Here is a 26,109-nt window from a genome sequence, read left to right as displayed (position 1 = left end):
CGACATCCACAGATAACGGAAGCGAAGAGGGTGGAGCACCTGAGTCCTTCAGGTGGATCCACTCTACGCGTCGGCTGGCGCCGTGCCATTAATCCTGACGGATGGTGCAGCGCCCTAGAGCAGGCTGATCGGATAGCTGACGATCAGGCGGTTTTCGTCGAACTCGTTGTTGCTGAAGTCACGACGCATGGTCGAGTTGCGCCATCTGACGTTCAGGTCCTTGAGTGCGCCACTTTGCACGGTGTAGCCCAGTTCCGATTCGCGGCCCCATTCCTTGCCGTCGGTGATGGTCCCGGTGTGCACGTTGTCGCCGCTGATGTAGCGGTTCATCAGGGTCAGGCCGGGCACGCCGAGGGCAGCGAAGTTGTAGTCGTGGCGCAGTTGCCAGGAACGTTCCTGCGCGTTGTCGTAGCTTGAGTTGTAGCTGTCGTTGGCGAGCGTTCCGCCGCTGGTGCCGTTGACCCGCATCCAGGCGCTGTCGCCGGTGAGTTTCTGCAGGCCGACGTAGAAGGTGTTGCCGCCGTATCGCGCGGAGAACATCCCCGACCAGGTCTTGTTGTCGAGGTCGCCGGCGCGAGCACTGCCGTCGTCCTTGCCGTAGAAGAAACCGAGGTTGGCGCCGAGGGTCCAGTCGCCGAGCGGCTGGCTGTGGATCAGGTTGACGTACTGCTGGCTGTAGATGTCCTTGAGTTCGGCGTTCCACAGGCCGATCTGGGTGCGCTTGTCGTTGAACACGTATTCGCCGCCCTGGAAGTTGAAGCGGTCCGAGGTGAACGCCGCTATGCCGAACATCGACATGTCGCTCATGCTGCTGTCGTCACGGGGGCTGTTGGCGCGGAACTGGCCGCCGTAGAGGGTCAGGCCGTCGATTTCCTTCGAGGTGATCTGGCCGCCGCGAAAGGTCTGCGGCAGCGAGCGACCGTCGTCCGAACGCAGGATCGGCAGCACCGGCATCCACTCGCCGACCCTCACTTCGGTCTGCGACAGCTTGGCCTTGAACGCTACGTTGGTGCGGCCGAAGGTGTCCGCCGGACGCCCGTCATGATCCAGCGGCAACGCCTGCGTGCCGCCGGTGCCTTTGCCGCCATCGAGCTTCACCGAGTACAACCCCAGCACATCCAGGCCGAACCCGACGGTGCCCTGGGTGAAACCGGACTTGGCGTCGAGGATGAAGTTCTGCGTCCACTCTTCAGCCTTGCCCTGAGCCTTGGTCGGGTTGGTGAAGTTGCGGTTGATGTAGAAGTTGCGCAGGTTCAGGTTGACCTTGGCCCCTTCGATGAAACCGGCTTCTTCAGCCGCAGCGGGCAGCGCGACGCCGGCCAGGGCGAGGGCGATCAGGCCGGGAAGTGCGTAGGGCGCAGGGGACGTTGTCATGGGCTGGGGTCTCTCTTGTTTTTTTGGGCGAACGGGGGCGCTGCGGCCGTTTCTGAGGCGCAGGAATTCAATGGAATCAGGGGGCGAAGCGGCGGCGATCAGCCGGATGGAGCAGGGCGCGGGAGCATGGTGTCGAACCTGTTGTTATTGGTTTTGTGGCTCGAATGGTGCGGGGCGCGGGCGAGGCGATTCAATCGGCGAAAGTGGAATTCGGGCGATTATCGAACGCAAGATTGGCAGGCAACAAAAAGCCCGCCAAATCGGCGGGCTTCTTGTGTTCAGCGGATGATCAGAACAACTTCATCTTCGGCGCTTCTTCCTTGAGCGGTTCGTTCTGCGCGGTCTGCGCATTCCAGCCACCGCCGAGGGCCTTGTACAGGTTGACCGCACTGGTCAGCTGCGCGAGGCGGTCGGTGATCAGCGATTGTTGCGCGCTGAACAGCTGACGCTGGGCATCGAGGAAGGTCAGGTTGCTGTCGACACCGATGCGATAGCGACGCTCGGCCAGGCGGTAGTAATCCTGGTTGGCCTGAACGAAGTCACGCTGGGCCTGCAACTGCTCGGTATAGGTCTGGCGGGCGGCCAGGCCGTCGGCGACTTCCTGGAAGGCCGTTTGAATGGACTTCTCGTAGTTCGCCACGCCAATGTCCTTCTGGATCTTGGCGTAGTCGAGGCTGGCGCGCAGGCTGCCGGCGTTGAAGATCGGCAGGTTGATCTGCGGCTGGAACAGCCACGTGCCCGAACCGCCCTTGAACAGGCCGGACAGGTCCGGGCTCAGGCTGCCCGCGTTGGCGGTCAGGCTGATGCTCGGGAAGAACGCTGCACGGGCCGCGCCGATGTTGGCGTTGGCCGCCTTCAGGTTGTACTCGGCCTGAAGGATGTCCGGACGACGTTGCAGCAGATCCGACGGCAGACCGGCCGGCACGTCGGCCAGCAGATCATCCGACAGCGGCTTGGCCGCTTGCAGGTTGGCCGGCACGCCGGTGCCGAGCAGCAGGGTCAGGCTGTTTTCGTCTTGGGCAACCTGGCGAGTGTAACGCGCCAGTTGTGCGCGGGCGTTTTCAACCGAGGTACGCGACTGCGCCAGGTCCAGTGCCGAAGCCACACCGACTTCGTTGCTGCGGCTGGTCAGCTTGTAGCTTTCCTCGAAAGCACCGAGGGTGTCCTGAGTCAGCTTCAGCAGTTCCTTGTCGGCCTGCCAGGTCAGGTAGGCGTTGGCCACGCTGGCCACCAGGCTGATCTGGGTGCTGCGGCGCGCTTCTTCGGTGGCGAAGTATTGTTGCAGCGCTTGTTCGCTCAGGCTGCGAACCCGACCGAACAGGTCGAGTTCGTAGGCACTGATGCCGACGGTGGCGGAGTAGGAGCTGGTGATGCTCGACTCACCGGTCTGCGACGCACGGGCCGGAACCCGCTGACGGCTGCCGCTGGCATTGGCCGACACGGCCGGGAACAGGTCGGCGCGCTGGATGCGGTATTGAGCCGCGTAGGCGTCGATGTTCAGTGCCGCGACACGCAGGTCGCGGTTGTTTTCCAGGGCGACCTGGATCAGCTGCTGCAGGGCCGGGTCATGGAAAAACTGCTTCCAGCCCTGCTCGGCAGCGGCCTGTGCCGGTGCCTGGGCCGGCGAGTACGCCGGGCCCTGCGGGAATTGCGCGGCCACCGGTGCTTCCGGCTGCTGATAATCCGGTATCAGCGAGCAACCGCTCAGCACGAAGGCGGCGACTGCGATGGAGAGTAGCGACTTGCTCATTGGCCAGCCTCTTTAGGAGTTTCTATGGCGTCATCCTTGCCGGCGTTTTTGCGCTGACCCATGGACGACACAGTGACGAAGAACAGTGGAACCCAGAAAATCGCCAGGATCGTTGCGGTGAGCATACCGCCAATCACGCCGGTACCGATCGCGTGTTGACTGCCCGAGCCTGCGCCGGTGGAGATAGCCAACGGTACAACACCGAGGACGAAGGCCAGCGACGTCATGATGATCGGTCGCAGACGCATGCGGCAGGCTTCAATGGCCGCATCGCGCAGGCTGCGTCCCTGCTCGTGCAATTCCTTGGCGAACTCGACGATCAGAATGGCGTTTTTAGCCGCCAGACCAATGGTCGTCAACAGACCCACCTGGAAGTACACGTCGTTCGACAGGCCGCGCAGGCTGGTGGCCATCAGCGCACCGATGATCCCCAGTGGCACCACGAGCATGACCGCGATCGGAATCGACCAGCTTTCATACAGCGCCGCCAGACACAGGAACACCATCAGCAGCGACAGGGCGTACAGCGCCGGAGCCTGCGAGCCGGACAGGCGTTCTTCGTACGACAGACCGGTCCACGAGATACCTACACCGGCCGGCAGTTTCTTGGCAATCGCCTCGACTTCGGCCATCGCTTCACCGGTGGAATAACCCGGCGCCGGGGCACCGAGGATCTCGACCGCTTCAACGCCGTTGTAACGCGCCAGCTTCGGCGAACCGTAGATCCACTCGCCCTTGGCGAATGCGGAGAACGGGACCATGGTGCCGGTCGCGTTGCGCACGTACCACTTCTTCAGGTCTTCCGGGCTCATGCGCGAGTCTGGCCGGCCCTGCACGTACACCTTCTTCACCCGACCGCGGTCGATGAAGTCGTTGACGTAGCTACTGCCCAGCGCAATCGACAGGGTGTTGTTGATGTCGGCGATGGTAATGCCCAGGGCACTGGCCTTCTCGTCGTCGATTTCCAGCTGGAATTGCGGCTCGTCGTTCAGACCGTTCGGACGCACCTGCGTGAGCACCTTGCTCTGCGCGGCCATGCCGAGGAACTGGTTGCGTGCAGCCATCAACTTCTCGTGACCGATACCGGCGCGGTCCTGCAGGAACACGTCGAAACCGGTGGCGTTACCCAGCTCCAGTACGGCCGGCGGGGCGAAGGCGAACACCATCGCATCGCGGAAGCTGAAGAAGTGCTGCTGGGCGCGGGCGGCGAGTTTGAACACGCTATTGTCGGCGTTACGTTCGTCCCACGGCTTGAGCATGATGAACGCCATACCCGAGCTCTGGCCACGGCCGGCGAAGTTGAAGCCGGTCACGGTGAACACCGAGGCTACTGCGTCCCCTTCACCGCCGTCCTTGGTCGGACGCAGCAGGAATTCACGCATTTCATCCACCACCACCTGAGTGCGCTGGGCACTGGAACCGGCTGGCGTCTGCACCTGGGCGAACAGAACGCCCTGGTCTTCTTCCGGCAGGAACGCGGTCGGAATGCGGGTGAACAGCCAGATCATGCCGACCACGATCAGCAGGTAGGCCAGCAGGTACGGCGCCTTGCGCGACAACATGTTGCCGACACCGCGCTCGTAGCTGTTGACGCCACGGTCGAAATTGCGGTTGAACCAGCCGAAGAAACCTTTTTTCGGCGTGCCGTGCTCACCGTGCGGAATCGCCTTGAGCATGGTGGCGCACAACGCCGGGGTGAAGATCAGCGCGACCAGGACCGACAACGCCATGGCCGACACGATGGTGATCGAAAACTGCTTGTAGATCACACCGGTGGAGCCGCTGAAGAACGCCATCGGCAGCAATACCGCCGACAGAACGAGGGCGATACCGACCAGAGCGCCCTGGATCTGGCCCATGGATTTCTTGGTCGCTTCCTTCGGTGACAAGCCTTCTTCGCTCATCACCCGCTCGACGTTTTCCACCACGACGATGGCGTCGTCCACCAGCAAGCCGATGGCCAGTACCATGCCGAACATGGTCAGGGTGTTGATGCTGAAACCGGCCGCCGCGAGGATGCCGAACGTACCGAGCAGTACCACCGGCACGGTCATCGTGGTGATGACGGTAGCGCGGAAGTTCTGCAGGAACAGGAACATCACCAGGAACACCAGCGCAATCGCTTCGACCAGGGTGTGAACCACGCCTTTGATCGACTCGGTCACCACCGGGGTGGTGTCGTACGGGAACACCACTTCCATGCCTTGCGGGAAGAACGGCTTGAGGTCGTCAATCGTCTTGCGCAGTGCCTTGGCGGTGTCGAGAGCGTTGGCACCGTTGGCCAGTTTCACCGCCAGACCGGAAGCCGGGCTGCCGTTGAACTGGGCGCTGATCGCATAGTTCTCGCCACCCAGACCGACGTCGGCGACGTCTTTCAAGCGAACCTGCGAGCCGTCCTTGTTGACCTTGAGCAGAATCTCTTTGAACTGCTCGGCGGTCTGCAGACGAGTCTTGCCGATGATCGTGGCGTTCAGTTGCTGGCCCTGCACGGCAGGCAAGCCGCCGAGCTGACCGGACGACACCTGGACGTTCTGCGCCGCAATCGCGGTTTTCACGTCGACCGGGGTCAGGTTGAAGTTGTTCAACTTGGCCGGGTCGAGCCAGATGCGCATCGCGTACTGGGCACCGAAGACCTGGAAGTCGCCGACACCGGCGGTCCGCGAGATCGGGTCCTGCATGTTCGACACGATGTAGTTGGACAGGTCGTCCTTGGTCATGCTGCCGTCACGCGACACCACACCGATCACCAGCAGGAAGTTCTTCACTGCCTTGGTCACGCGGATACCCTGTTGCTGCACTTCCTGCGGCAGCAGCGGGGTGGCCAGGTTCAGCTTGTTCTGGACCTGGACCTGCGCGGTGTCGGAGTTTGTGCCTTGCTCGAAGGTCGCGGTGATGGTCATGCTGCCGTCGGAGTTACTTTCCGAGGACACATAACGCAGGTTGTCGATACCGTTGAGCTGCTGCTCGATCACCTGGACCACGGTGTCCTGAACCGTCTGTGCCGAAGCACCCGGGTAGGTCACGGAGATGGCAATGGCCGGTGGCGCAATGCTCGGGTACTGGTTGATCGGCAGTTTCAGGATCGAAAGTGCCCCGACCAGCATGATCACCAGGGCAATTACCCAGGCGAAAATCGGACGGTCGATGAAAAATTTTGACATGGATTACTCCCCTTTGCCGCCGGCGGCTTTGTCAGCTGCCTGAGCGGGGGCCGGGTTCTTGTTGCCGACGTTGGTGGCTTCGGTCGCTTTGACCTCAACACCCGGTTTGACGAATTGCAGCCCTTCGGTGATCAGACGATCACCAGCCTTCAGGCCGTCTTCGATCAGCCACTGGCTGCCGACGGTGCGGCTGGCCTTGAGCTGACGCAGTTCGACCTTGTTGTCCGGGCCCACAACCAGCGCGGTCGGGGTGCCTTTGAGGTCGCGAGTCACGCCTTGTTGCGGTGCGAGGATCGCGGCGCTGTTCACACCGGCCTGCAACTGCGCGTGGACGAACATGCCCGGCAGCAGGGTGTGATCCGGGTTCGGGAACACGGCGCGCAGGGTCACGGAACCGGTGGTCTGATCGACCGACACTTCGGAGAATTCCAGCTTACCGTCGAGCTTGTACTGGCTGCCGTCTTCCAGGGTCAGCTTGACCGCAGCGGCGTTGTCGCCGGCCTTCTGCAGACGACCGCTTTCCAGTTCGCGGCGCAGTTCCAGCAACTCGACCGAGGACTGGGTGACGTCGACGTAGATCGGGTCCAGTTGCTGGATCACGGCCATCGCATCGGTCTGGCCGCTGCTGACCAGCGCGCCTTCGGTTACCGAAGAACGGCCGATACGACCGGAGATCGGTGCGTAGACCTTGGTGTAGCGCACGTTGATCTGTGCGGTCTGCAACGACGCTTCCGATTGCAGGCGGTTGGCCACGGCGGTGTCGTATTCCTGACGGCTGACGGCCTGCTCGTCGACCAGTTGCTTGTAGCGGTCGGAGATCGACTTGGTCGAACGCAGGTTGGCTTCGGCGCTTTTCAGGGTCGCTTCATAGACCGACGGATCGATCTGATACAGCTGCTGGCCGGCTTTGACATCGCCGCCTTCCTTGAACAGACGCTTGAGAATGATGCCGTTGACCTGCGGACGAACTTCGGCGATGCGGAACGCACTGGTGCGGCCCGGCAGTTCGGAAGTCAGGGTAAAGGCTTGTGGTTGCAGGGTGACGACGCCGACCTGAGGAGGTGGTGCGGCGGGAGCCGCCTCTTCCTTTTTACATCCGCTGAGCAGCGATGCCAGGGCGACGGCAGTGACCAGAGCGGTAACAGCTGGCTTGAATTGCATGAAGATCCTCGGGTCAGGCGCGCGAAAAGCGCACAAGAAGTGTGGAAGGGTAAAAAAGGGTTACCGGGTGGATAAGTAGCTTGCTAAGGAATATACTTACGTTCATGGTTGTTTGTAAACACCTTGGCGTCGTATCCACCCTGTTACAAAAGTCGTCGCAAGGTCTGAAATTGTAGGCCGGGGAGCCGATCCGCGAGAGATCAACCCTTTTTTATTCAGCGGATATTCAGCCATCCCTGAAACATCCTGTTTGAGGTTTTACTGCCATGGTCCGTCGTACCAAAGAGGAAGCTCAGGAAACGCGCAGCCAGATTCTCGAAGCGGCCGAGAAAGCCTTCTATGAGCGGGGCGTGGCCCGCACGACCCTGTCGGACATCGCCACCCTGGCCGGGGTGACGCGCGGTGCCATCTACTGGCACTTCAGCAACAAGGCCGATCTGCTGCAAGCGATGCTCGATACCCTGCATGAGCCGCTGGATGAACTGGCCAAGGCCAGCGAAAGCGAGGACGAACCTGATCCGCTGGGCTGCATGCGCAAATTGCTGATTCATTTGTTTCATCAAGTTGCACTGGACCCGAAGACCCGGCGTATCAACGAAATTCTGTTTCATAAGTGCGAGTTCACCGATGAAATGTGCGATCTGCGCCAGCAGCGCCGGACCGCCAGCCTCGATTGCAATGTGCGGATCGCGCTGACATTGAGTAATGCGGTCAATCGTGGGCAGTTGCCGGCAGACCTCGACACTGCCCGGGCAGCCATCAGCATTCACGCCTATATTGATGGCCTCCTTTATGGATGGCTATTGGCGCCGGACAGCTTCGAACTGTACGCCGAGGCCGAGCGCTGGGTCGATACCGGGCTGGACATGCTGCGCCTGAGCCCCAGCCTGCGCAAATGAAACAAAATTCGTTATTGGATCAGTTTGTGTCAATGACGGAGGAGGGTGAAGATCCCTGTTCACTCGCCCCGCTGCAATGGGATGCTTTTATATACCTCTGCGGCACGGGTTGATATGTAGCGAGCTACGTATTTTGTAGGGATTTTGTGTCGAGCCTGTGAACGAATGTGAGCGGCTCGCCCACCCGGCGATCAATAAAAAGCCCCCGACTCTCGCGAGTCGGGGGCTTTTGTGTTTCTGCGGTGTGGCTTACAGCGTCGGGTAGTCGAGGTAGCCGACCGCGCCTTTGCCGTAGAAGGTTTCCGGGTGCGGTTCGTTCAGCGGCGCATCGGCCTTCAAGCGAGCGGGCAGGTCCGGGTTGGCAATGAACGGGATACCGAATGCCACCGCGTCAGCCTTGCCCTCGGCCAGCCAGGCGTTGGCGCTGTCCTTGGTGAAGCGTTCGTTGGCGATGTACGCGCCGCCGAAGGCTTCTTTCAGTTGTGGGCCGAGGCTGTCGGCGCCTTCTTTCTCGCGGGAGCAGATGAAGGCAATGCCACGCTTGCCCAATTCACGGGCGACGTAGGTGAAGGTTTCGGCCAGGTTATCGTCACCCATGTCATGGGAGTCGGCGCGCGGTGCCAGGTGTACGCCGACACGGCCGGCGCCCCAGACTTCGATCGCGGCGTCGGTCACTTCCAGCAGCAGACGGGCACGGTTTTCCAGGGAGCCGCCGTAGATGTCGGTGCGCTGGTTGGTGCTGCTTTGCAGGAATTGGTCGAGCAGGTAGCCGTTGGCGCCATGGATTTCCACGCCGTCGAAACCGGCTGCCTTGGCGTTTTCCGCGCCGACGCGGTAAGCGTCGACGATGTCGGCGATCTCAGCGGTTTCCAGTGCGCGCGGGGTTGGATAGTCGGCCAGCGGGCGAACCAGGCTGACGTGGCCTTTAGGCTGGATGGCGCTCGGTGCAACCGGCGCTTCGCCGTTCAGGTACGACGGGTGGGAAACCCGGCCGACGTGCCACAGTTGCAGGACGATCTTGCCGCCGGCCGCGTGAACGGCCTTGGTCACGTTGGTCCAGCCGCGCACCTGGTCGTTGGACCAGATGCCCGGGGTGTCCGGGTAGCCGACGCCCATCGGGGTCACCGAGGTGGCTTCGCTGAGGATCAGGCCGGCCGAGGCGCGTTGTACGTAGTACTCGGCCATCAGTGCGTTCGGTACGCGGCCTTCGTCGGCGCGGCAGCGGGTCAGCGGCGCCATGATGATGCGGTTGGACAGCTCGAGGTCGCCCAGTTTGATCGGATCGAAAATTGTTGCCATGAGATACAACCCTCGTGAGGTAAGTGAGTGAATCAGTTAGCGGTGGCCAGCTCGGGATTGCCGTTCTGGCGGAATGTGATCAGGGTCACCAGCAGGGCCAGGACCGCGAGTGCTGCGGCGGCGAGAGGCACGCTGGTCAGGCCGTAGCCGTGGGCGATGACGCTGCCGCCGACCCAGGCGCCGAGGGCGTTGCCGACGTTGAAGGCGCCGATGTTCAGGGTCGACACCAGGTTCGGTGCAGCCTGGCCGTATGTCACCACGTTCACTTGCAGGGCCGGTACGGCGGCGAAACAGGCGGTGGCCCAGAGGAACAGGGTGATTTCGGTCGGGATCAGCGCGATGCTGGTCCAGGTCAGGACGGTGGAGGTCACGGCCATGGCGATGAACACGCCGATCAGCGTCGCGGCCAGGCCCTTGTCGGCCAGTTTGCCGCCGATGATGTTGCCGACAGTCAGGCCCAGGCCGATGAGCATCAGGGTCCAGGTCACGCCACGGGGCGAGACACCGGTGACATCGCCCAGCAACGGCGCGACGTAAGTGAACAGAGTGAATACTGAAGCGGCGAACAGCGCGGTCATGCTCAGCGACAGCCAGATGCCGGCGCCCTTGAGCGCGGCCAGTTCGGCGCGCATGTCGAGTTTTTCTTCGTCACGCTTGGCCGGCAGGAAGCGGATCAGGCCGATCAGCGCGATCACCCCGATCACCGTCACTGCCCAGAAGGTCGAGCGCCAGCCGGCTTCCTGACCGAGGGCGGTGCCCAGCGGTACACCCAGCACGTTGGCCAGGGTCAGGCCGGTGAACATCAGGGCCACGGCCGAGGCGCGTTTGTTCGGTGCCACCAGGTTGGCCGCGACCACCGAACCGATGCCGAAGAACGCACCGTGGCAGAGGGCTGTAACGACCCGGGCGAACATCAGCACCTCGTAATCAGTGGCGATGGCGCAGAGCAGGTTGCCGATAATGAAGATGCCCATCAGCGTTACCAGTGCAGCCTTGCGCGGCAGTTTTGCAGTGGCCATTGCCATGAACGGTGCACCAATCGCCACGCCCAGGGCGTAGCCGGTCACCAGCCAGCCGGCGCCTGGGATCGACACACCGAGGTCAGCCGCGACATTGGGCAGCAGGCCCATGATGACGAACTCGGTGGTGCCGATGGCGAAGGCGCTCAAGGCGAGTATGAGTAGCGAGAGGGGCATCGTTGGTTCCTTTTGGCTGGCTGACGTTAAGGGTCAGAGCTCTTTGCTGAGGGTGCTGAGGAACGCCTGGATCACGTCCTCATTGCGTTTGAAAAAGTGCCACTGGCCGGCTTTCTGGCTGCTGATCAGTCCTGCCCGTTGCAGGGTGGCCAGGTGGGCGGAGACGGTCGACTGCGACAGGCCGCAGCGTTGATCGATCTGCCCGGCGCAGATGCCGTACTCGTGGTTGTGGATCTGTTCCGGAAACTGGGCTTTCGGGTCTTTCAGCCAGTTGAGGATGTCTCGCCGTACTGGGTGTGCCAGGGCTTTTATTATTTCGTCGAGGTCAATGTTCATGGCTGGGTGCTCGTGATGTGTGTAGCGCTATATCGCGATGAGGCGAACTTTATATCGGTGCTTCGCGATACACCAATATGAATTTGATCTGATGACCGCATAAATCGGTATATCGGGTTATAACGATATGTGAGGTGTAAACAAACGCGGGCGCGGTGCTAAGCTGCGCCCATGAACTATCTCGCACATTTACACCTCGGTGGCCAGCGCCCCGGTCAACTGCTCGGCAGTCTGTATGGCGATTTCGTCAAAGGGCGGCTGCAAGGGCAGTTCGACCCGGAGATCGAAGCGGCGATTGCCCTGCATCGACAGATCGACGTGTTCACTGATCGCCATCCATTGGTGGACGCTTCACTGGCGCGGTTTTCCACGACTCGCCGCCGTTACGCGGGCATCGTTCTCGACGTGTTTTTCGACCATTGTCTGGCGCGGGACTGGACGCAATACGCCGACCGGCCGCTCGGCCAATTCACCACCGACGTTTACCGCGTGCTGACCAGCGAGCGGCAATTGCCCGAGCGCCTGGCGAAGATCGCCCCGCACATGGTCGCCAATGACTGGTTGGGTTCGTATCAGGAATTCGAAGTGCTGGAGCAGGTGTTGCGCGGGATCTCCCGGCGCCTGACCCGACCTGAAGAACTGGCGGGGGCGATGGAGGAATTGCGCCGGTTGTACGAACCGTTGAGCGAGGACTTTCGTTTGTTCTACCCACAGCTGCAGGACTTTGCCGGCCGGCAGCTGTAGATAGATGTCGCCGATCAGGCCGCGATCAGATCGCGGGCGTGTTGCGCTTCGACCGGTTTGAGCACATCGCCGAACAAGGCTTTCTGCACCGCTTGCTGCGCCTCGTACGCCAGTGCCGCGCGCTCCCGGCCCTGGCAGACAATCGGCTTGAGCAGATGGATCTCGACATCGCCGCAGTCGTTGCTGAACAGGCGCATCAGGTGCGACAGCAGATCATCGTCACCAATGAACGGCGCCAGCGAATCGATCTTGCCATCGCGCAGATAACGGATCGCCACTGGTTGCAGCTTCACCTCGGAATCAATCGCCGCCGACAGCAGGCGACCGTGAAAGGTACGCAGCGAACGACCATCGGTGGTGGTGCCTTCCGGGAACATCAGCAGCGGATGATCGGTTTGCAGGTGACGGGTCATCTGCTTGCGGATCAGCTGGCTGTCGCCCGAACCGCGACGGATGAACAGGCTGCCGGCCTTCGCCGCCAACCAACCGGCCACCGGCCAGGTGCGCACTTCGGCCTTGGACAGAAACGACAGCGGCGTGAGCATGCCGAGCAGCGGAATGTCGGTCCACGACACATGGTTGCTGACCCACAGCATCGGCTGCTTCGGCAGCTCACCATGCACGGTCACGCGAAAGGGCAGGGCATTGCTCAAACGCGCCATGAAAAACCGCGACCAGCGCTGCCGACGCTCCATCGAATGGGCCAGACCCAGACGCTCGAATACTCCAAAGACACTGGCCATGCTCAGGCCCAGCGTCACCACCAGCAGCACTCGCGCGATCCGCGCGTACACCCGCAGCCGGCTCATCACACGGCCGCCTTGAAGTGCTTGGCGTAGCGCGGGCAGAGTTCGTCGCGCTTGAGCAGGATGAACACGTCGGCGACCTGGAAATCTTCGTCCCAGCACGGCTCGCCGCAGATCTTCGCGCCCAGGCGCATGTAGGCCTTGAGCAGCGGTGGCATTTCGGCGATCACGTTCGACGGAATGTCGAGGCTTGGCAGCGGATTCTTCGGCTCGGCGCGCAGGTGTTCGGTGCACAGATAGCGTTCGCGCAGGCGCTGCATGATCGCGTGGGCCTGCACGCCGCCGTCCTGCATCGGGATGCTCGCGCAACCCATCAGGTAGCTGTAGCCGCCCTGATTCAGCACTTCGGCCAGTTCGCCCCAGAGCACGGCGATGGTGCCGCCGTTGCGGTAGGCCGGGTCGACGCAAGTGCGGCCGATTTCCAGGATCGGGCCTTGCAGACCGGCGAGGCCGTGCAGGCTGAATTCTTCTTCGCTGTAGAACTTGCCCAGGCTGCTGGCGGCGGTGTGATCGAGCAAACGGGTGGTCGCCACCAGGCGGCCGGTGTTCAGGTCACGCACGCCGATGTGGCTGCAGTGAACATCATAGTCATCCATGTCCAGACCCAGCTCCGCGCCGTTCAGCTTGGCGTTGAACTCGCCGCTGAACACGTTGAAGCGCAAGGCCTGGGCTTGCTGCAAGGCCTCGGCGCCGATCAGGCGTTCGGCTTGCAGGCGGCGTTCATTGCCGGTGTCGCTGATGCGGGCGATCTGAGTCATGTGAATCTCCGTACGGGCCTTGAACCCGTCATGGGTTGCAGCCGATCGACTTTCTTTATGCAGCCGTGTTGTGCAAAGTCAGGCTATGTAGCCCCGGTGTCATCGCCATGAATGTTTGGTGATGCTTATATGACAGCCCACGAGGAGCCTCTGATGACCTGGTCGACCCTGCTTGAATGCCGCGAACGCCTGCCCGCTGTTGCCGACTTGGCGGAGGGTTTCGCCACGTTGCTGCACCAACTGGGCAGCGTGACGCCGTTCGAACTGGCGGTGGCCGGAGGGCGGCGAATGGCGACGCCGGGGCTGGCGTTTCTGGTGGGGTATCAGGCGGCGTTGCGCATGCTTTGGCCGAGCGCGCCGCCAAGCCTCGGTGCGTTGTGTGCGACCGAGCAGCGCAGCCTGCGCCCGGCGGACATGCAGACCCGGCTCACGGATCTGCGTCTCACTGGACAAAAGGATTTCGTCACCGCCGGCGATGCGGCGGACTGGCTTCTGATCGCCGCGCGCAGTGAACAACCGGGCGAATCGCCGCGCCTGAGTCTGGCGGTGGTGTACCCCGGCGAACCCGGCGTGCGGGTGGAAAAACTGCCGGCGCTGCCGTTGATGCCGGACATCAGCCATGGTCGGCTGCATCTCGACGATGCGTTGTGCGAGTTGCTCGCGGGGGATGGCTGGGATGCCTACGTCAAACCGTTCCGCACCCTTGAGGACGTTTATGTGCTCAGCGCGATGACCGCGTGGTTATACGGCGTCGGTCAGGACAGCGGCTGGCCGCAGCCGCTGCAATTGCGTTTGCTGGCGCTGTTGGCCGGATGTGCGGAAGTTAGTCGCCAGCCACCGAACAATCCGGCGGGGCATGTGTTGCTCGGCGGATTGTTTGCGCAGTTCGACGGGCTCAAAGCGGAAGTCGATCAGGCACTGCGCGACGGCAATCCTGAGTGGGCGGCGATGTGGCAGCGCGATCAATCGGTCATGCAACTGGCGGCTGGCGCGCGGGCCAAACGACTGGCCAAGGCGTTGGCGGCAAGTCAAAACACATCTGTCATGAACGCCGGCTAGTCTTGTCAGGTTCATCCCCAGAGCCCTCACCATGTTCAAAGGCCTGTCTCTGTTTCTGCTGCTGATCAGCTTCACGGTTCAGGCCGAACAATGGCCGGGCGAGCAGTGGCCGACCGGCCCGAAGATTGCCGGCCCAGCCGTCGATGCACTGGAGGCCTACGCCTTCCCGACCCGCGATGACAGCACCCGAAAAGGCATCCGCACCGACGCCTTGCTGGTGATCCGTGACGGCCAGCTCATCTACGAACGCTACGCCGCCGCGACCAATGCCGACACCCCGCACCTGACCTGGTCGATCAGCAAAAGCCTGATGGCCACGGTACTCGGCGTGGCCTACGGCGAAGGCCTGTTCAAGCTCGATGACCCGGCCGCGACGTTCTACCCGGCGCTGGAAAAACACCCGGCCATCACGATCCAGGATCTGCTGCACTGGGCCTCCGGCATCGACTGGCAGGAAGACTACGAATACGCCCCGCTGAAATCCTCGGTGGTGGCGATGCTCTACACCCGTGGTCACCGCGACATGGCCGCCTTCACCGCCGACCACGACAGCTACGCACCAGCGGGGCAGGCGTTCCGCTATTCCAGCGGCGACAGCAATCTGTTGGCCGCCGCATTGAAAACCATCGTCGGCCCGCAACGTTATCCGGACTATCCGTGGACAGCACTTTTCGATCCCTTGGGCATCCGCCATGCCACGTGGGAAACCGATGCCACTGGCACCTTCGTCGCCTCTTCCTACGCTTATATGACGGCCCGGAATCTGGCGCGAATCGGCCTGTTGATGGAACGGGACGGGCGCTGGAACGACCGGCAATTGCTGCCCAAGGACTGGGTCGCCTTCAACCGCCAACCCTTCGCCGGCTACAAGGCCCATCAGGACGAAGCCGTACCCGGCGGCCAGTGGTGGCTCAATCGCCCGGCAGACGGCGCGCCGCCGCCATGGCCCGAAGCACCGCCCGACACCTTCGCCGCCCTCGGTCATTGGGGCCAGGCGTTGTACGTGATCCCGAGCGAAAAACTGGTGATCGTGCGCTACGCCGATGACCGCGACGGCAGCTATCGCCACAACGAATTGCTCAAGCGCGTGCTCGGGGCGGTGCGGCCATGAAACTGCTCAGACGCATCCTGCTGGTGCTATTGATCGTGTTGCTGGGCTGGGGCTGGCACGAGCGCGAAAACCTGTGGGCCTTCCCCGACATCATCAGCGCCTACACCGCCAAGGAATATTGTTCGTGCCGCTACGTGATGAACAACGACGCCGAATATTGCCGGGGCTACGTGAAGCAGTGGCTGCCCAGCGAACTGACCGATGACCGCACGCAAAAAATCGTCACCGCCAGCGGCCTGGGACGCAGCAACAGCGCCCGGTGGCAAGGCGAACGCCAGGGCTGTCGCCTGCAACCCTGATCCGGTTCCACCCTGTGGAACCACATTCGATTGTCCTCTCGCGTGTCTCGCGGTTATCTGGCGGTGAGCACGACCTGCCGTTCACGTGTCGTGAAACAACACCGAACAACAAGACCGGGAACACCCGCGCGAGGAGAACCGTCATGCCCCGACATCAGCACATTCTGGCCTGGCTCAACGACGTGGCCAGCGACCTGCACGCCACCCGCCAGGACATTCACGCCCACCCTGAACTCGGTTTCGAAGAAAGCCGCACCTCGACGCTGGTCGCCCGGTCGCTCGAAGAGTGGGGCTATGAAGTCCACACCGGCGTCGGCAAGACCGGCGTGGTCGGCGTGCTGCGCAACGGCAGCAGCACACGCAAACTCGGGCTGCGGGCCGACATGGATGCGCTGCCGATCATCGAGAACACCGGCGTCGCCTACAGCAGCCGTCATCAAGGCTGCATGCACGCCTGCGGCCACGACGGGCATACCGCGATGCTGCTCGGCGCGGCGCGTTATCTGGCCGCGACCCGTCAGTTCGACGGCACCCTGACGCTGATTTTCCAGCCCGCCGAAGAGGGCCAGGGCGGGGCTGAAGCGATGCTCGCCGATGGCCTGCTCGAACGCTTTCCGTGCGATGCGCTGTTCGGCATGCACAACATGCCGGGCCTGCCGGCGGGGCATCTGGGCTTTCGCGAAGGGCCGATGATGGCTTCGCAGGATCTGCTCACGGTGACGATTGAAGGCGTCGGCGGCCACGGCTCGATGCCGCATCTGGCGGTGGATCCGCTGGTCGCTGCGGCCAGTGTGGTGATGGCTTTGCAAACCGTGGTCGCGCGCAACATCGACGCGCAGCAGGCAGCGGTGGTAACGGTCGGCGCGTTGCAGGCCGGCGAAGCGGCGAACGTGATTCCGCAACAGGCGATCCTGCGCCTGAGCCTGCGTGCGCTGAATGCCGAGGTTCGCGAACAGACCCTCAATCGCGTGCGCTCGATCATCGAAGCCCAGGCCGAAAGCTTCGGCTGCACCTCGACCATCGAACACCGCCCGGCCTACCCGGTGCTGGTCAACCACGCCGCTGAAACCGAGTTCGCCCGTCAGGTCGGCGTCGAACTGGTCGGCACCGACGCCGTCGATGGCAACACACCCAAGCTGATGGGCAGCGAAGACTTCGCCTGGATGCTCCAGCGCTGCCCCGGCGCCTACCTGTTCATCGGCAACGGCGTGGCGCGGCCGATGGTGCATAACCCGGCGTACGACTTCAACGATGACATCCTGCTGACCGGCGCGGCGTATTGGGGCGCGCTCACCGAGAGCTGGCTCAAGCCGGCCTGATTTCTTCACTTTTTGCTGCCGCTGGAACGCAGGTGCGCACGCGCCTGCGTGGTCAACCAACAGCTTCTGGAGAATCCCCATGCAGACTTCGAACGCAGGCGTTTCGCGCACCCGGCAAGTGGTCGCCGCCGTCATCGGCAATGCCCTGGAATGGTACGACTTCATCGTTTACGGCTTTCTGGCGAGCATCATCGCCCGGCAATTTTTCCCGTCCGACGACGACTACGCCTCGCTGCTGATGGCGCTGGCGACTTTCGGCGTCGGCTTTTTCATGCGCCCGGTGGGCGGCATCCTGCTCGGCATCTACTCCGACCGCAAAGGGCGCAAAGCGGCGATGCAGATGATCATCCGCCTGATGACTGTGTCCATCGCCCTGATTGCGTTCGCGCCGAACTACGCCGCCATCGGCATGGGCGCGCCGCTGCTGATCGTGGTGGCGCGGATGCTTCAGGGTTTTGCCACGGGCGGTGAATACGCCAGCGCCACGGCGTTTCTGGTGGAGAGCGCGCCAGCCCATCGCAAGGGCTTGTACGGTTCGTGGCAACTGGTCGGGCAATGCCTGGCGGTGTTCAGCGGCGCAGCGATGGTAGCGCTGGTCACGCACCTGTTTTCCCCCGAGGCGCTGACAGTTGGGGCTGGCGGATTCCGTTCGTGCTCGGCCTGTTGATCGGCCCGGTGGGCCTGTGGATTCGTAAACACATGGAAGAACCGGAGGAATTTCTCGAAGCGCGCAAGAAAGCCAAAGGCGCAGCCCCCGGCCTGTGGCAGGTGTTGCGTGAACATCGCCGCAGCCTGCTGGTGTCGATGGGGTTGGCGTGCGGGGCGACGGTGTCGTTCTACGTGGTGCTGGTGAACATGCCGACCTTCGCCCACAAGAACCTCGGCCTGCCGCTGGATCAGGTGTTGCTGGTGCAGATGCTCGCGGTGGGGCTGATGACTGTGGTGATTCCGTTCTCCGGCGCACTGTCGGATCGCCTCGGTCGGCGGCCGGTGCTGATGGCCTTCACCCTGGCGTTTTTCGTCATGGTCTATCCGCTGTATGTGTGGGTCGCGGCGGCGCCGTCGATCGAGCGCCTGCTGGTGATGCAACTGCTGCTATGCACGGCGATTGGCGGGTTCTTCGGCCCGGCCCCGACAGCGCTGGCCGAGCAGTTCCCGATTGAAGTGCGCTCGACCGGGGTGTCGGTGGCCTACAACGTGGCGGTGATGGTGTTCGGTGGTTTCGCGCCGCTGATCGTCACCTGGCTGAGTAAAGTTCTGAACACCCCGGTGGCGCCGTCGTTCTATGTCTTGTTCGCTTGCCTGCTGACCCTGCTCGGTACTTACTGTTTGCAAGAGGCACCACGCGCAAAGAAATCCGTTGCGCTCAACCTGGGAGTGAAACCGTGAGTCCGTTAGCCATTGATCCGATTGTCGCCCTCGACGCCGATGCGCTGTCCCGGGCGATCCATGCTCGCAAGGTGTCGTGCCGCGAGGTGATGCAGGCGTATCTGACACACATCGACCGCTTCAATCCGGCGGTCAACGCGCTGGTCTCGCTGCGCCCGCAAGACGTGCTGCTGAGCGAGGCCGAAGAATGCGACCGGCAACTGGATCGCGGCGAATCCCGGGGCTGGATGCACGGTATGCCCCAGGCGATCAAAGACCTGGCGGCCACCGCCGGATTGCGCACGACCCTCGGCTCGCCGCTGTTCGCCGAGCAAGTGCCGCAGCACGATGCGATCAGCGTGGCGCGGGTTCGCGACTGCGGCGCGATCATCATCGGCAAGAGCAACGTCCCGGAATTCGGCCTTGGCTCGCAGACCTACAACAGCGTGTTCGGCACCACCACCAACGCCTACGATCCGGGCCTGATCGCCGGCGGCAGCAGCGGCGGGGCGGCGGTGGCGCTGGCCCTGCGCCTGCTGCCGGTGGCCGACGGCAGCGACATGATGGGCTCGCTGCGCAACCCGGCGGCATTCAACAACGTATTCGGCTTTCGTCCGTCCCAGGGCCGCGTGCCCCATGGCCCGATGCCGGAAGTGTTCGTCCAGCAACTGGCCACCGAAGGGCCGATGGGGCGCACGGTCACCGACGTTGCGCGATTGCTTTCGACCCAGGCCGGCTACGATCCGCGCGTGCCGCTGTCGCTGGCCGATGAACCACGGGATTTCGGGCTGGATCTGCAACAGGACTGCAGCGGTCTGCGCCTCGGCTGGCTCGGCGACTACAACGGCTATCTGCCGATGGACGACGGCGTGTTGAGCCTGTGCGAATCGGCGCTGGCGGATTTCAGTGCGCTGGGCTGTCAGGTCGAGGCCTGTCAGCCGGACTTTTCCATGGGGCGCCTGTGGCAGACCTGGCTCACCCACCGGCATTTTCTGGTGCAGGGCAGCCTCGGCGCGGCCTATGCCGATCCGCAAAAACGGGCGCTGCTCAAACCCGAAGCGCAATGGGAAATCGAGGGCGGTTTGCGTCTGACCGCTGCCGAGGTGTATCAGGCTTCGGTGGCGCGCAGCGAGTGGTATCGCGCGTTGAGCGAGTTGTTCGAGCGTTACGATTTCCTGCTGTTGCCCACCGCCCAAGTGTTCCCTTTTGATGCACAGCAACCGTGGCCGCGAGTCGTCGGCGGGCAAACGATGGACACCTATCACCGCTGGATGGAAGTGGTGATCGGCCCGACCCTGGCGGGGCTGCCGAGCATCAGCGTGCCGGTCGGTTTCAACCCGGCCGGGCTGCCGATGGGCCTGCAAATCATCGGCCCGGCCCAGGCGGATCGGGCGGTGCTGCAACTGGCCTATGCCCATGAACAGCTGACCCGCTGGGTCGAACGGCGACCGCCGGCATGCCTGCAATCGGCTTGAGCGGCCCGCATCTTGCTGCACGAAGTGATCTTTCATCCACATCCATGGAGGTCGAACACATGGGCAGCAAGGCAGACACCAGCAGCGTGCGCTCGGTCGAACGGGCGCTGGCCATCGTCGAGTTGCTCGGCGAGCATCAGGCGCTGGGGCTGGAGGAATTGCACTACCTGACGACCCTGCCCAAGGCCACGGTGTCGCGGATGCTCGCGACCTTGCAGGAGCAGGGCTGGATCTATCGCGGCCTCAGCGACCGCCGCTACCGGTTGTGCGCCAAGCGCCTGTTCGGTGATCGCCAGCAACGCTTCAAGCGCCATCTGGTGGAAAGCGCCGCGCCGATGCTGCTCGAACTCAGCGAGCGCACCGGGCTGGTGGCGGACTTGTCCTGCTTCGACGGCGAACGGGTCGAAGTGATGGAAAGCGCGATCCCGCAGGTGTTGCGCAAGCGCTATCCAACTAACTGCCAGATCGTCGGCCATCACGCGAGCCTGTTCCATTCGGCGATGGGCCGCGCGTGCCTCGGCGAACTCGACAGCCTGGACGTGAAACGTCTGGCCGAACGCGAACAGTTGGCGGATGACGGTGTATTGCAAGCCACCGAGCAAGCCTTGCATCAGGGCTTCGGCCAGCGCACCGAAGGTTACTGGGAATACCCCGTGCGCCTGCCGTTCCTGATTCGCGCGGTGGCGTTGCCGATACGTGCCCAAGGGCGGTTGGTCGGCAGCATGGCGCTGCACTGGCCGATGGATCAGGCGCCGGTGGAGCGGGTGCTGAGCCTGCACCTCAACAGCCTCGCGTCGACCATTGGCGAGGTGCAGCAGGCACTGGCCTGAGCGTTTGCAGATACTGACAGTTTGCAATAACGCCACGGCCAGTTAAGGTTCGTGCAGGTTTATCGGCCCCACGAGTCTTCAATGTTCAACCGTTCTCTGTGCAACGCCTTCGCCGGCCTGCTGCTGGGCGCCGCTGCGCTGCCGGCCCAGGCCAACTGGTATCTGGACGGCGAGTCGTCGCGGCTGTCGTTCGTCAGCACGAAAAACGCCAACGTGTCCGAAGTGCAGCGCTTTCTGGTGCTGCACGGCAAGGTCGATCCCGATGGCCGCGCCGAAGTCGAAGTCGAGCTGGACTCGATCAACAGCGGCATCCCGCTGCGCGACGAGCGCATGCGCAAGGAGTTGTTCCAGATCGAGCAATTCCCCGAAGCGACCATCACTACGCAAATCGACCTGCGCCCGATCAACGATCTGGCCCCCGGCGCGCAGCTTGAATTGCGCCTGCCGCTGACCGTCAATCTGCACGGCAAACAGCATGAATACCCCGCCGAACTGCTCGCCACGCGCCTCGATGACCGACGCTTTCAAGTGGTGACCCTGGAGCCGCTGGTGATCAGCGCCGAGGATTTCGATCTGCTGCCGGGTCTGGAAAGCCTGCGCAACATGGCCGGCCTGTCGGCCATCAGTCTGTCGGTGCCGGTGGGTGCGGTGCTGATTTTCACGGCGCGCTGACATGCGCGGCGCGGTGTTTCCGTGGCGTGATGGCAACCGCTTCGAGCTGTTGATCGACGGCCCGCAATTCTTCCCGCGCATGCTCGACGAGATTGCCCGCGCCCGTGAGCAGATCGAACTGGAGCTGTATCTGGTGGAAGCCGGCGCCTGTGCCGAAACCATCGTGCAGGCGCTGGTGCTGGCGGCGGAGCGGGGCGTGCGGGTGCGTTGCCTGTTCGACGATTACGGCAGCCTCGCCTTCACCCTCACGCTGCGCCGGCGGCTGACCGGTGCCGGGGTCGAGCTGCGTTTTTACAACCGGCTGAACTGGCGGCGCTGGGTCGGCAATTTCTATCGCGATCACCGCAAGCTGTTGCTGGTCGACCAGCGTCTGGCGGTGGTCGGCGGCACCGGGGTCACCGACGAATTCTGGACGCCGGGCCACGACACCAGCGAATGGCACGAGGTCATGGTGGAAATCACCGGCCCGCTGGTGCTCGACTGGCAATTGCTGTTCGACCGCCAATGGATCGCCAACCGCCATCGCCGGGCCTGGCGGCCCAACGCGCATTTCGGCCTGCCACGGCTGCCGCGCGTGCCGGACACGGGCGAGGGCATGGGCCGCGTGGCCTACGCCGACGCCCGCCAGCACCGCGACATTCTGCAATCGTTGTTCCGCGCGCTGAACAGCGGCCAGAAACGGATCTGGCTGGCCACGCCGTACTTTCTGCCGACCTGGAAAATCCGCCGCTCCCTGCGCAAGGCTGCCGCCCGAGGTCTCGACGTGCGCCTGCTGCTGACCGGGCCGCGCACCGATCATCCGTCGGTGCGCTATGCGGGGCATCGCTACTACCCGCGCCTGCTCAAGGCCGGGGTGAAAATCTACGAATACCAGCCGTGTTTCCTGCACCTGAAAATGGTGCTGGTGGACGATTGGGTCAGCATCGGTTCATGCAATTTCGATCACTGGAATCTGCGCTTCAATCTTGAGGCGAATCTGGAAGCGCTGGACCCGTCACTGACGGCAGCAGTGGCGGCGAGTTTCGAGAAGGACTTCGGCCTGAGTCAGCAGGTGAGTCTGGAAGAATGGCGGAAACGGCCACTGTGGCGGCGGGTGAAGCAGCGGATCTGGGGCTGGGTGGATCGGGTGGTGGTCAACTTGCTCGATAGACGCGGATAACTCTGATTCCGAGCATTCCATAAGTCGAATGTGGGAGCGGGCTTGCTCGCGAAGGCGGAGTGTCATTCAGCACAGATGTCGCTGATACACCGCCTTCGCGAGCAAGCCCGCTCCCACATTGGTTTCGCAGTGTTACTTACAGCAACTCAAAGCTCTGCTGCGTCACGTCCTGGGAATCCAGGCCGATCTGCACGTTGAACTTGCCAGGCTCGGCCGCGTACTTGAGCTGGGCGTTGTAGAACTTCAGGTCATCTTCGGTGATGGTGAAGTGCACGACTTTCTGCTCGCCAGCCTTGAGCATGATCTTCTGGAAGTTCTTCAGTTCCTTGACCGGACGGATCATCGAACCGGTGACGTCCTGGATGTACAGCTGCACCACGGTTTCGCCGTCACGCTTGCCGGTGTTCTTGACCATGACACTGGCGTCGAGCTTGCCGGTGGCGTTCAGGGTGGTCGAGGACAGCGCCATGTCAGTCAGACTGAAGTTGGTGTAACTCAGGCCGTAACCGAACGGGAACAGCGGCCCGGTGGTGTCATCGAAATACTGCGAGGTGTAGTTGCCCGGTTTGCCCGGCGTGAACGGCCGGCCAATGCTCAGGTGGTTGTAGTAGGTCGGGATCTGGCCCACGGAACGCGGGAAGGTCACCGGCAGTTTGCCCGACGGGTTGTAGTCGCCGAACAGCACGTCGGCGATGGCGTTGCCGCCCTCGGTGCCGCTGAACCAGGTTTCCAGAATCGCGTCAGCCTGTTCTTTCTCTTCGAGGATCGTCAGCGGACGGCCGTTCATCAACACCAGCACCAGCGGCTTGCCGGTGGCTTTCAGGGCACGGATCAGCTCGCGCTGGTTTTCCGGGATGTTCAGGTCGGTGCGGCTCGACGATTCGTGGGACATGCCACGGGATTCACCCACGGCTGCAACCACAATGTCGGCGTCCTTGGCGGCTTTCACCGCTTCGTCGATCAGCACGTTGGCCGGGCGCGGGTCATCGACCACTTCCGGGGCGTCGAAGTTGAGGAAGTTCAGGTAGTCGAGAACCTTCTTGTCGCTGGTGATGTTGGCGCCACGGGCGTAGATCAGGTTCGCCTTGTCGCCGATCACATTGCTCATGCCGTCGAACAGGGTCACCGATTGCGCCGGACGACCGGCGGCGGCCCAACTGCCCATCATGTCGATAGGAGCCTTGGCCAGCGGACCGACCAATGCGACTTTGGCGGTTTTCTTCAGCGGTAGGGTTTCATTCTGGTTCTTCAGCAGCACCAGACTGCGACGCGCCACTTCACGGGCGTCGGCGCGGTGCAGTCGGCTGTCGGCGTAGGTGTCGGCCGGATCGTCTTCAGCCTTGCCGATGCGCAGGTACGGGTCCTTGAACAGGCCCATGTCGTACTTGGCGGCGAGGACTTCACGCACCGCGTTGTCGATGTCTTTCTGTTCGATCTCGCCGGACTTGAGCAGCCCCGGCAGCTCTTTGCCGTACAGGGTGTCGTTCATGCTCATGTCGATGCCGGCCTTGATCGCCAGCTTCGCCGCTTCACGACCGTCGCGGGCCACGCCGTGCTTGATCAGTTCGAAGATCGCGCCGTGGTCGCTGACCGCCAGGCCCTTGAAGCCCCAGTCCTTGCGCAGCAGGGCGTTCATCAGCCAGGTGTTGGCGGTGGCCGGGATGCCGTTGATCGAGTTCAACGCCACCATCACGCCGCCGGCGCCTGCATCGATTGCCGCGCGGTACGGTGGCAGGTAGTCCTGGTACATCTTCACCGGGCTCATGTCGACGGTGTTGTAGTCGCGACCGCCTTCGACCGCGCCGTACAGGGCGAAGTGCTTGACGCTGGCCATGATGCTGTCGGCCGCGCTCGGGGTTTCACCTTGGTAAGCCTTGACCATGACTTTGGCGATGCGCGAGGTCAGGTAGGTGTCTTCACCGAAACCTTCGGAGCTACGGCCCCAGCGCGGGTCGCGGGAGATGTCGACCATCGGCGCGAAGGTGATGTCGAGGCTGTCGGCGGCAGCTTCTTTAGCAGCGACGCGACCGGACTGGCCGATGGCGTCCATGTCCCAGCTCGAGGCCAGGGCCAGCGGAATCGGGAAAATCGTACGGTGACCGTGGATCACGTCGTACGCGAAAAACATCGGGATCTTCAGGCGGCTGCGCATCGCAGCGTCCTGCATCGGACGGTTTTCCGGGCGGGTGATCGAGTTGAACGTGCCGCCGATGTTGCCGGCGGCGATCTCTTTGCGGATCAGCTCGCGGGGCATTTCCGGGCCGATGCTGATCAGGCGCAACTGGCCGATCTTCTCGTCGAGGGTCATTTGTTTCATCAGGTTACTGATGAACGCATCCTTGTTTTCCAGGGGTACCGGGGTCGTGGCGGCCAGTACTTGATGACTGGCCAGGCTGACGAACAGGCCCAGCAAACACAGCTTCTTCATGAATAGTTTTCTCAAGGGCGCAAACGGCAATGCAATGCCGGCCAGCCAAAATTTAGGGAGCGACTATTGTTGTTCGGGTGTTGACGCAAAAAACGACGCCGAATAAACGCTGCCGGATCGAGCAGCGTGATCGCGCAGGGCCTCTTTTTAGCCCATCGGCCCGCCGCAATCCAGTGGCGCGGGCGATTATGCCCCAAGAGCCGACCGAGAAGGTTTCGCGCTCGAATTTTCATGAAATGTGCAAGGGAGCACCCGTCCGATGAATGTCAGTCCTGTCTACCGCTCGCGTTTGCAGGTCGCCACCTTGCTGGTGCTGGCCACGTTGTTGACCGCTTGCGGCATCAACAACATCCCGACCCTCGACGAACAGGCCAAGGCCGCCTGGGGCCAGGTGCAGAACCAGTACCAGCGGCGCGCCGACCTGATCCCCAATCTGGTGGAAACCGTGAAGGGCTATGCCAAGCATGAAGAGGAAACTCTGACGGCGGTTATCGAGGCCCGGGCCAAGGCGACGTCGATCCAGGTCGATGCCAGCACCCTCGACAACCCGGAAAAACTCAAGCAATTCCAGCAGGCCCAGGATCAACTGACCGGCGCCTTGAGCCGCTTGATGGTGGTCTCCGAACGTTATCCGGACCTGAAGGCCAACCAGAACTTCCTCGCCCTGCAATCGCAACTCGAGGGCACGGAAAACCGCATCGCCGTGGCCCGACGGGATTTCATTCTGGCAGTGCAGAAGTACAACACCGAGATCCGCACCTTTCCCGGTCGCCTGTGGCACAGCGTGATGTACAGCGACCTGCCGATCCGCGAGACCTTCGAAGCCACCAGCCCCGGCGCGGACAAGGCCCCGGAAGTGAAGTTCTGAGCCGGGGATGCCCATGCGTGTGTTGAAGATGGGCCTG

At 62.7% G+C, this 26,109-nt stretch carries 21 protein-coding genes and 1 pseudogene; 12 read left to right on the top strand and 10 right to left on the bottom strand.

The genetic code is table 11. The features are described 5' to 3' along the window. Positions 1-114: 114 nt before the first annotated feature. From K5E37_RS00110 to emhA, 4 genes are all read right to left on the bottom strand, one after another. Positions 115-1,374: an OprD family porin gene (locus K5E37_RS00110; RefSeq protein ID WP_221532850.1), complete on the bottom strand. Its 1,260-nt coding sequence runs from the start codon at positions 1,372-1,374 to the stop codon at positions 115-117. A gap of 289 nt (positions 1,375-1,663) precedes the next feature. Further along, positions 1,664-3,124 carry an efflux RND transporter outer membrane subunit EmhC gene (emhC, locus tag K5E37_RS00105; protein ID WP_221532849.1) on the bottom strand — a complete coding sequence of 487 codons (1,461 nt, stop codon included), beginning with the start codon at positions 3,122-3,124 and terminating at the stop codon, positions 1,664-1,666. After that, positions 3,121-6,285 carry an efflux RND transporter permease subunit EmhB gene (gene emhB, locus K5E37_RS00100; RefSeq protein WP_221532848.1) on the bottom strand — a complete coding sequence of 1,055 codons (3,165 nt, stop codon included), beginning with the start codon at positions 6,283-6,285 and terminating at the stop codon, positions 3,121-3,123. The genes emhC and emhB overlap by 4 nt, the downstream gene beginning before the upstream one ends. A gap of 3 nt (positions 6,286-6,288) precedes the next feature. Beyond that, positions 6,289-7,446, bottom strand: a complete 1,158-nt coding sequence (gene emhA / locus K5E37_RS00095; RefSeq protein WP_007957848.1) for an efflux RND transporter periplasmic adaptor subunit EmhA — start codon at positions 7,444-7,446, stop codon at positions 6,289-6,291. 266 nt (positions 7,447-7,712) lie between these two features. Between emhA and emhR the strand changes: the two genes are divergently transcribed. Next, complete coding sequence (gene emhR / locus K5E37_RS00090) at positions 7,713-8,345, top strand: efflux system transcriptional repressor EmhR (RefSeq protein ID WP_007957850.1); 633 nt, start codon at positions 7,713-7,715, stop codon at positions 8,343-8,345. A 249-nt stretch (positions 8,346-8,594) separates the two neighbouring features. Here emhR and K5E37_RS00085 read toward each other — a convergent pair whose 3' ends face one another. The 3 genes from K5E37_RS00085 to K5E37_RS00075 are packed head-to-tail and all read right to left on the bottom strand — an operon-like array spanning position 8,595 to position 11,176. After that, entirely contained in the window at positions 8,595-9,644 is a 1,050-nt protein-coding gene (locus K5E37_RS00085; protein WP_007957862.1) for an alkene reductase, read from the bottom strand. Between the two features lie 32 nt (positions 9,645-9,676). Then, on the bottom strand, positions 9,677-10,840 hold the full coding sequence (locus K5E37_RS00080; RefSeq protein ID WP_007957864.1) for an MFS transporter: 1,164 nt from the start codon (positions 10,838-10,840) through the stop codon (positions 9,677-9,679). Between the two features lie 33 nt (positions 10,841-10,873). Further along, on the bottom strand, positions 10,874-11,176 hold the full coding sequence (locus K5E37_RS00075) for a helix-turn-helix transcriptional regulator (RefSeq protein WP_007957866.1): 303 nt from the start codon (positions 11,174-11,176) through the stop codon (positions 10,874-10,876). A gap of 171 nt (positions 11,177-11,347) precedes the next feature. On the opposite strand from K5E37_RS00075, the gene K5E37_RS00070 reads away from it, so the two are divergent. Next, on the top strand, positions 11,348-11,920 hold the full coding sequence (locus K5E37_RS00070; RefSeq protein ID WP_085605423.1) for an ACP phosphodiesterase: 573 nt from the start codon (positions 11,348-11,350) through the stop codon (positions 11,918-11,920). Positions 11,921-11,934: 14 nt separating this feature from the next. Here the strand turns inward: K5E37_RS00070 and K5E37_RS00065 are convergent, their stop codons facing one another. Together K5E37_RS00065 and olsB are read right to left on the bottom strand one after the other, a co-directional pair. Beyond that, the gene (locus K5E37_RS00065) at positions 11,935-12,729 is read right to left on the bottom strand and encodes a 1-acyl-sn-glycerol-3-phosphate acyltransferase (RefSeq protein ID WP_221532847.1); all 795 of its coding nucleotides are present in this window, start codon (positions 12,727-12,729) and stop codon (positions 11,935-11,937) included. After that, a complete protein-coding gene (gene olsB, locus K5E37_RS00060) occupies positions 12,729-13,484 on the bottom strand; it encodes an L-ornithine N(alpha)-acyltransferase (protein ID WP_007957877.1) in 756 nt (251 codons plus the stop codon). Before olsB ends, K5E37_RS00065 begins: the two co-directional genes overlap by 1 nt. A gap of 153 nt (positions 13,485-13,637) precedes the next feature. On the opposite strand from olsB, the gene K5E37_RS00055 reads away from it, so the two are divergent. From K5E37_RS00055 to K5E37_RS00015, 9 genes and pseudogenes are all read left to right on the top strand, one after another. Then, positions 13,638-14,543, top strand: coding sequence for an acyl-CoA dehydrogenase family protein (locus K5E37_RS00055; protein WP_221532846.1), 906 nt, complete (start codon positions 13,638-13,640; stop codon positions 14,541-14,543). Between the two features lie 31 nt (positions 14,544-14,574). After that, complete coding sequence (locus K5E37_RS00050; protein ID WP_221532845.1) at positions 14,575-15,654, top strand: serine hydrolase; 1,080 nt, start codon at positions 14,575-14,577, stop codon at positions 15,652-15,654. Next, a complete protein-coding gene (locus K5E37_RS00045; protein WP_221532844.1) occupies positions 15,651-15,953 on the top strand; it encodes an amidase in 303 nt (100 codons plus the stop codon). Before K5E37_RS00050 ends, K5E37_RS00045 begins: the two co-directional genes overlap by 4 nt. 143 nt (positions 15,954-16,096) lie before the next feature. After that, positions 16,097-17,272 (top strand): M20 aminoacylase family protein, encoded by a 1,176-nt coding sequence (locus K5E37_RS00040; RefSeq protein ID WP_221532843.1) that lies wholly within the window; start codon positions 16,097-16,099, stop codon positions 17,270-17,272. Positions 17,273-17,351: 79 nt separating this feature from the next. Then, a pseudogene (locus K5E37_RS00035) lies at positions 17,352-18,661 on the top strand (citrate-proton symporter). Further along, positions 18,658-20,115: an amidase gene (locus K5E37_RS00030; RefSeq protein ID WP_221532842.1), complete on the top strand. Its 1,458-nt coding sequence runs from the start codon at positions 18,658-18,660 to the stop codon at positions 20,113-20,115. Before K5E37_RS00035 ends, K5E37_RS00030 begins: the two are co-directional and overlap by 4 nt. A gap of 59 nt (positions 20,116-20,174) precedes the next feature. Then, positions 20,175-20,945: an IclR family transcriptional regulator gene (locus tag K5E37_RS00025; RefSeq protein WP_221532841.1), complete on the top strand. Its 771-nt coding sequence runs from the start codon at positions 20,175-20,177 to the stop codon at positions 20,943-20,945. Between the two features lie 81 nt (positions 20,946-21,026). Beyond that, the gene (locus tag K5E37_RS00020) at positions 21,027-21,617 is read left to right on the top strand and encodes a YceI family protein (protein ID WP_007957891.1); all 591 of its coding nucleotides are present in this window, start codon (positions 21,027-21,029) and stop codon (positions 21,615-21,617) included. Position 21,618: 1 nt separating this feature from the next. Next, positions 21,619-22,776, top strand: a complete 1,158-nt coding sequence (locus K5E37_RS00015) for a phosphatidylserine/phosphatidylglycerophosphate/cardiolipin synthase family protein (RefSeq protein ID WP_011332844.1) — start codon at positions 21,619-21,621, stop codon at positions 22,774-22,776. 136 nt (positions 22,777-22,912) lie between these two features. On the opposite strand, the gene bglX is transcribed toward K5E37_RS00015, so the two are convergent. Next, complete coding sequence (gene bglX, locus K5E37_RS00010) at positions 22,913-25,204, bottom strand: beta-glucosidase BglX (protein ID WP_221532840.1); 2,292 nt, start codon at positions 25,202-25,204, stop codon at positions 22,913-22,915. Positions 25,205-25,463: 259 nt separating this feature from the next. On the opposite strand from bglX, the gene K5E37_RS00005 reads away from it, so the two are divergent. After that, positions 25,464-26,072 carry a LemA family protein gene (locus K5E37_RS00005; protein ID WP_007957897.1) on the top strand — a complete coding sequence of 203 codons (609 nt, stop codon included), beginning with the start codon at positions 25,464-25,466 and terminating at the stop codon, positions 26,070-26,072. The last annotated feature ends 37 nt before the right edge of the window (positions 26,073-26,109 follow it).

The organism is Pseudomonas sp. RIT778, assembly GCF_019718735.1.
Lineage (GTDB): Bacteria > Pseudomonadota > Gammaproteobacteria > Pseudomonadales > Pseudomonadaceae > Aquipseudomonas > Aquipseudomonas aphyarum.
Note: the sequence above shows the minus strand (reverse complement) of the source record. Positions and strands in the feature narration are given on the sequence as shown.

Bases quoted from the DNA above. Each gene is read 5' to 3' on its own strand.
- K5E37_RS00110 (WP_221532850.1), bottom strand. From the start codon at position 1,374: ATGACAACGTCCCCTGCGCCCTACGCACTTCCCGGCCTGATCGCCCTC.
- emhC (WP_221532849.1), bottom strand. From the start codon at position 3,124: ATGAGCAAGTCGCTACTCTCCATCGCAGTCGCCGCCTTCGTGCTGAGC.
- emhB (WP_221532848.1), bottom strand. From the start codon at position 6,285: ATGTCAAAATTTTTCATCGACCGTCCGATTTTCGCCTGGGTAATTGCC.
- emhA (WP_007957848.1), bottom strand. From the start codon at position 7,446: ATGCAATTCAAGCCAGCTGTTACCGCTCTGGTCACTGCCGTCGCCCTG.
- emhR (WP_007957850.1), top strand. From the start codon at position 7,713: ATGGTCCGTCGTACCAAAGAGGAAGCTCAGGAAACGCGCAGCCAGATT.
- K5E37_RS00085 (WP_007957862.1), bottom strand. From the start codon at position 9,644: ATGGCAACAATTTTCGATCCGATCAAACTGGGCGACCTCGAGCTGTCC.
- K5E37_RS00080 (WP_007957864.1), bottom strand. From the start codon at position 10,840: ATGCCCCTCTCGCTACTCATACTCGCCTTGAGCGCCTTCGCCATCGGC.
- K5E37_RS00075 (WP_007957866.1), bottom strand. From the start codon at position 11,176: ATGAACATTGACCTCGACGAAATAATAAAAGCCCTGGCACACCCAGTA.
- K5E37_RS00070 (WP_085605423.1), top strand. From the start codon at position 11,348: ATGAACTATCTCGCACATTTACACCTCGGTGGCCAGCGCCCCGGTCAA.
- K5E37_RS00065 (WP_221532847.1), bottom strand. From the start codon at position 12,729: ATGAGCCGGCTGCGGGTGTACGCGCGGATCGCGCGAGTGCTGCTGGTG.
- olsB (WP_007957877.1), bottom strand. From the start codon at position 13,484: ATGACTCAGATCGCCCGCATCAGCGACACCGGCAATGAACGCCGCCTG.
- K5E37_RS00055 (WP_221532846.1), top strand. From the start codon at position 13,638: ATGACCTGGTCGACCCTGCTTGAATGCCGCGAACGCCTGCCCGCTGTT.
- K5E37_RS00050 (WP_221532845.1), top strand. From the start codon at position 14,575: ATGTTCAAAGGCCTGTCTCTGTTTCTGCTGCTGATCAGCTTCACGGTT.
- K5E37_RS00045 (WP_221532844.1), top strand. From the start codon at position 15,651: ATGAAACTGCTCAGACGCATCCTGCTGGTGCTATTGATCGTGTTGCTG.
- K5E37_RS00040 (WP_221532843.1), top strand. From the start codon at position 16,097: ATGCCCCGACATCAGCACATTCTGGCCTGGCTCAACGACGTGGCCAGC.
- K5E37_RS00025 (WP_221532841.1), top strand. From the start codon at position 20,175: ATGGGCAGCAAGGCAGACACCAGCAGCGTGCGCTCGGTCGAACGGGCG.
- K5E37_RS00020 (WP_007957891.1), top strand. From the start codon at position 21,027: ATGTTCAACCGTTCTCTGTGCAACGCCTTCGCCGGCCTGCTGCTGGGC.
- K5E37_RS00015 (WP_011332844.1), top strand. From the start codon at position 21,619: ATGCGCGGCGCGGTGTTTCCGTGGCGTGATGGCAACCGCTTCGAGCTG.
- bglX (WP_221532840.1), bottom strand. From the start codon at position 25,204: ATGAAGAAGCTGTGTTTGCTGGGCCTGTTCGTCAGCCTGGCCAGTCAT.
- K5E37_RS00005 (WP_007957897.1), top strand. From the start codon at position 25,464: ATGAATGTCAGTCCTGTCTACCGCTCGCGTTTGCAGGTCGCCACCTTG.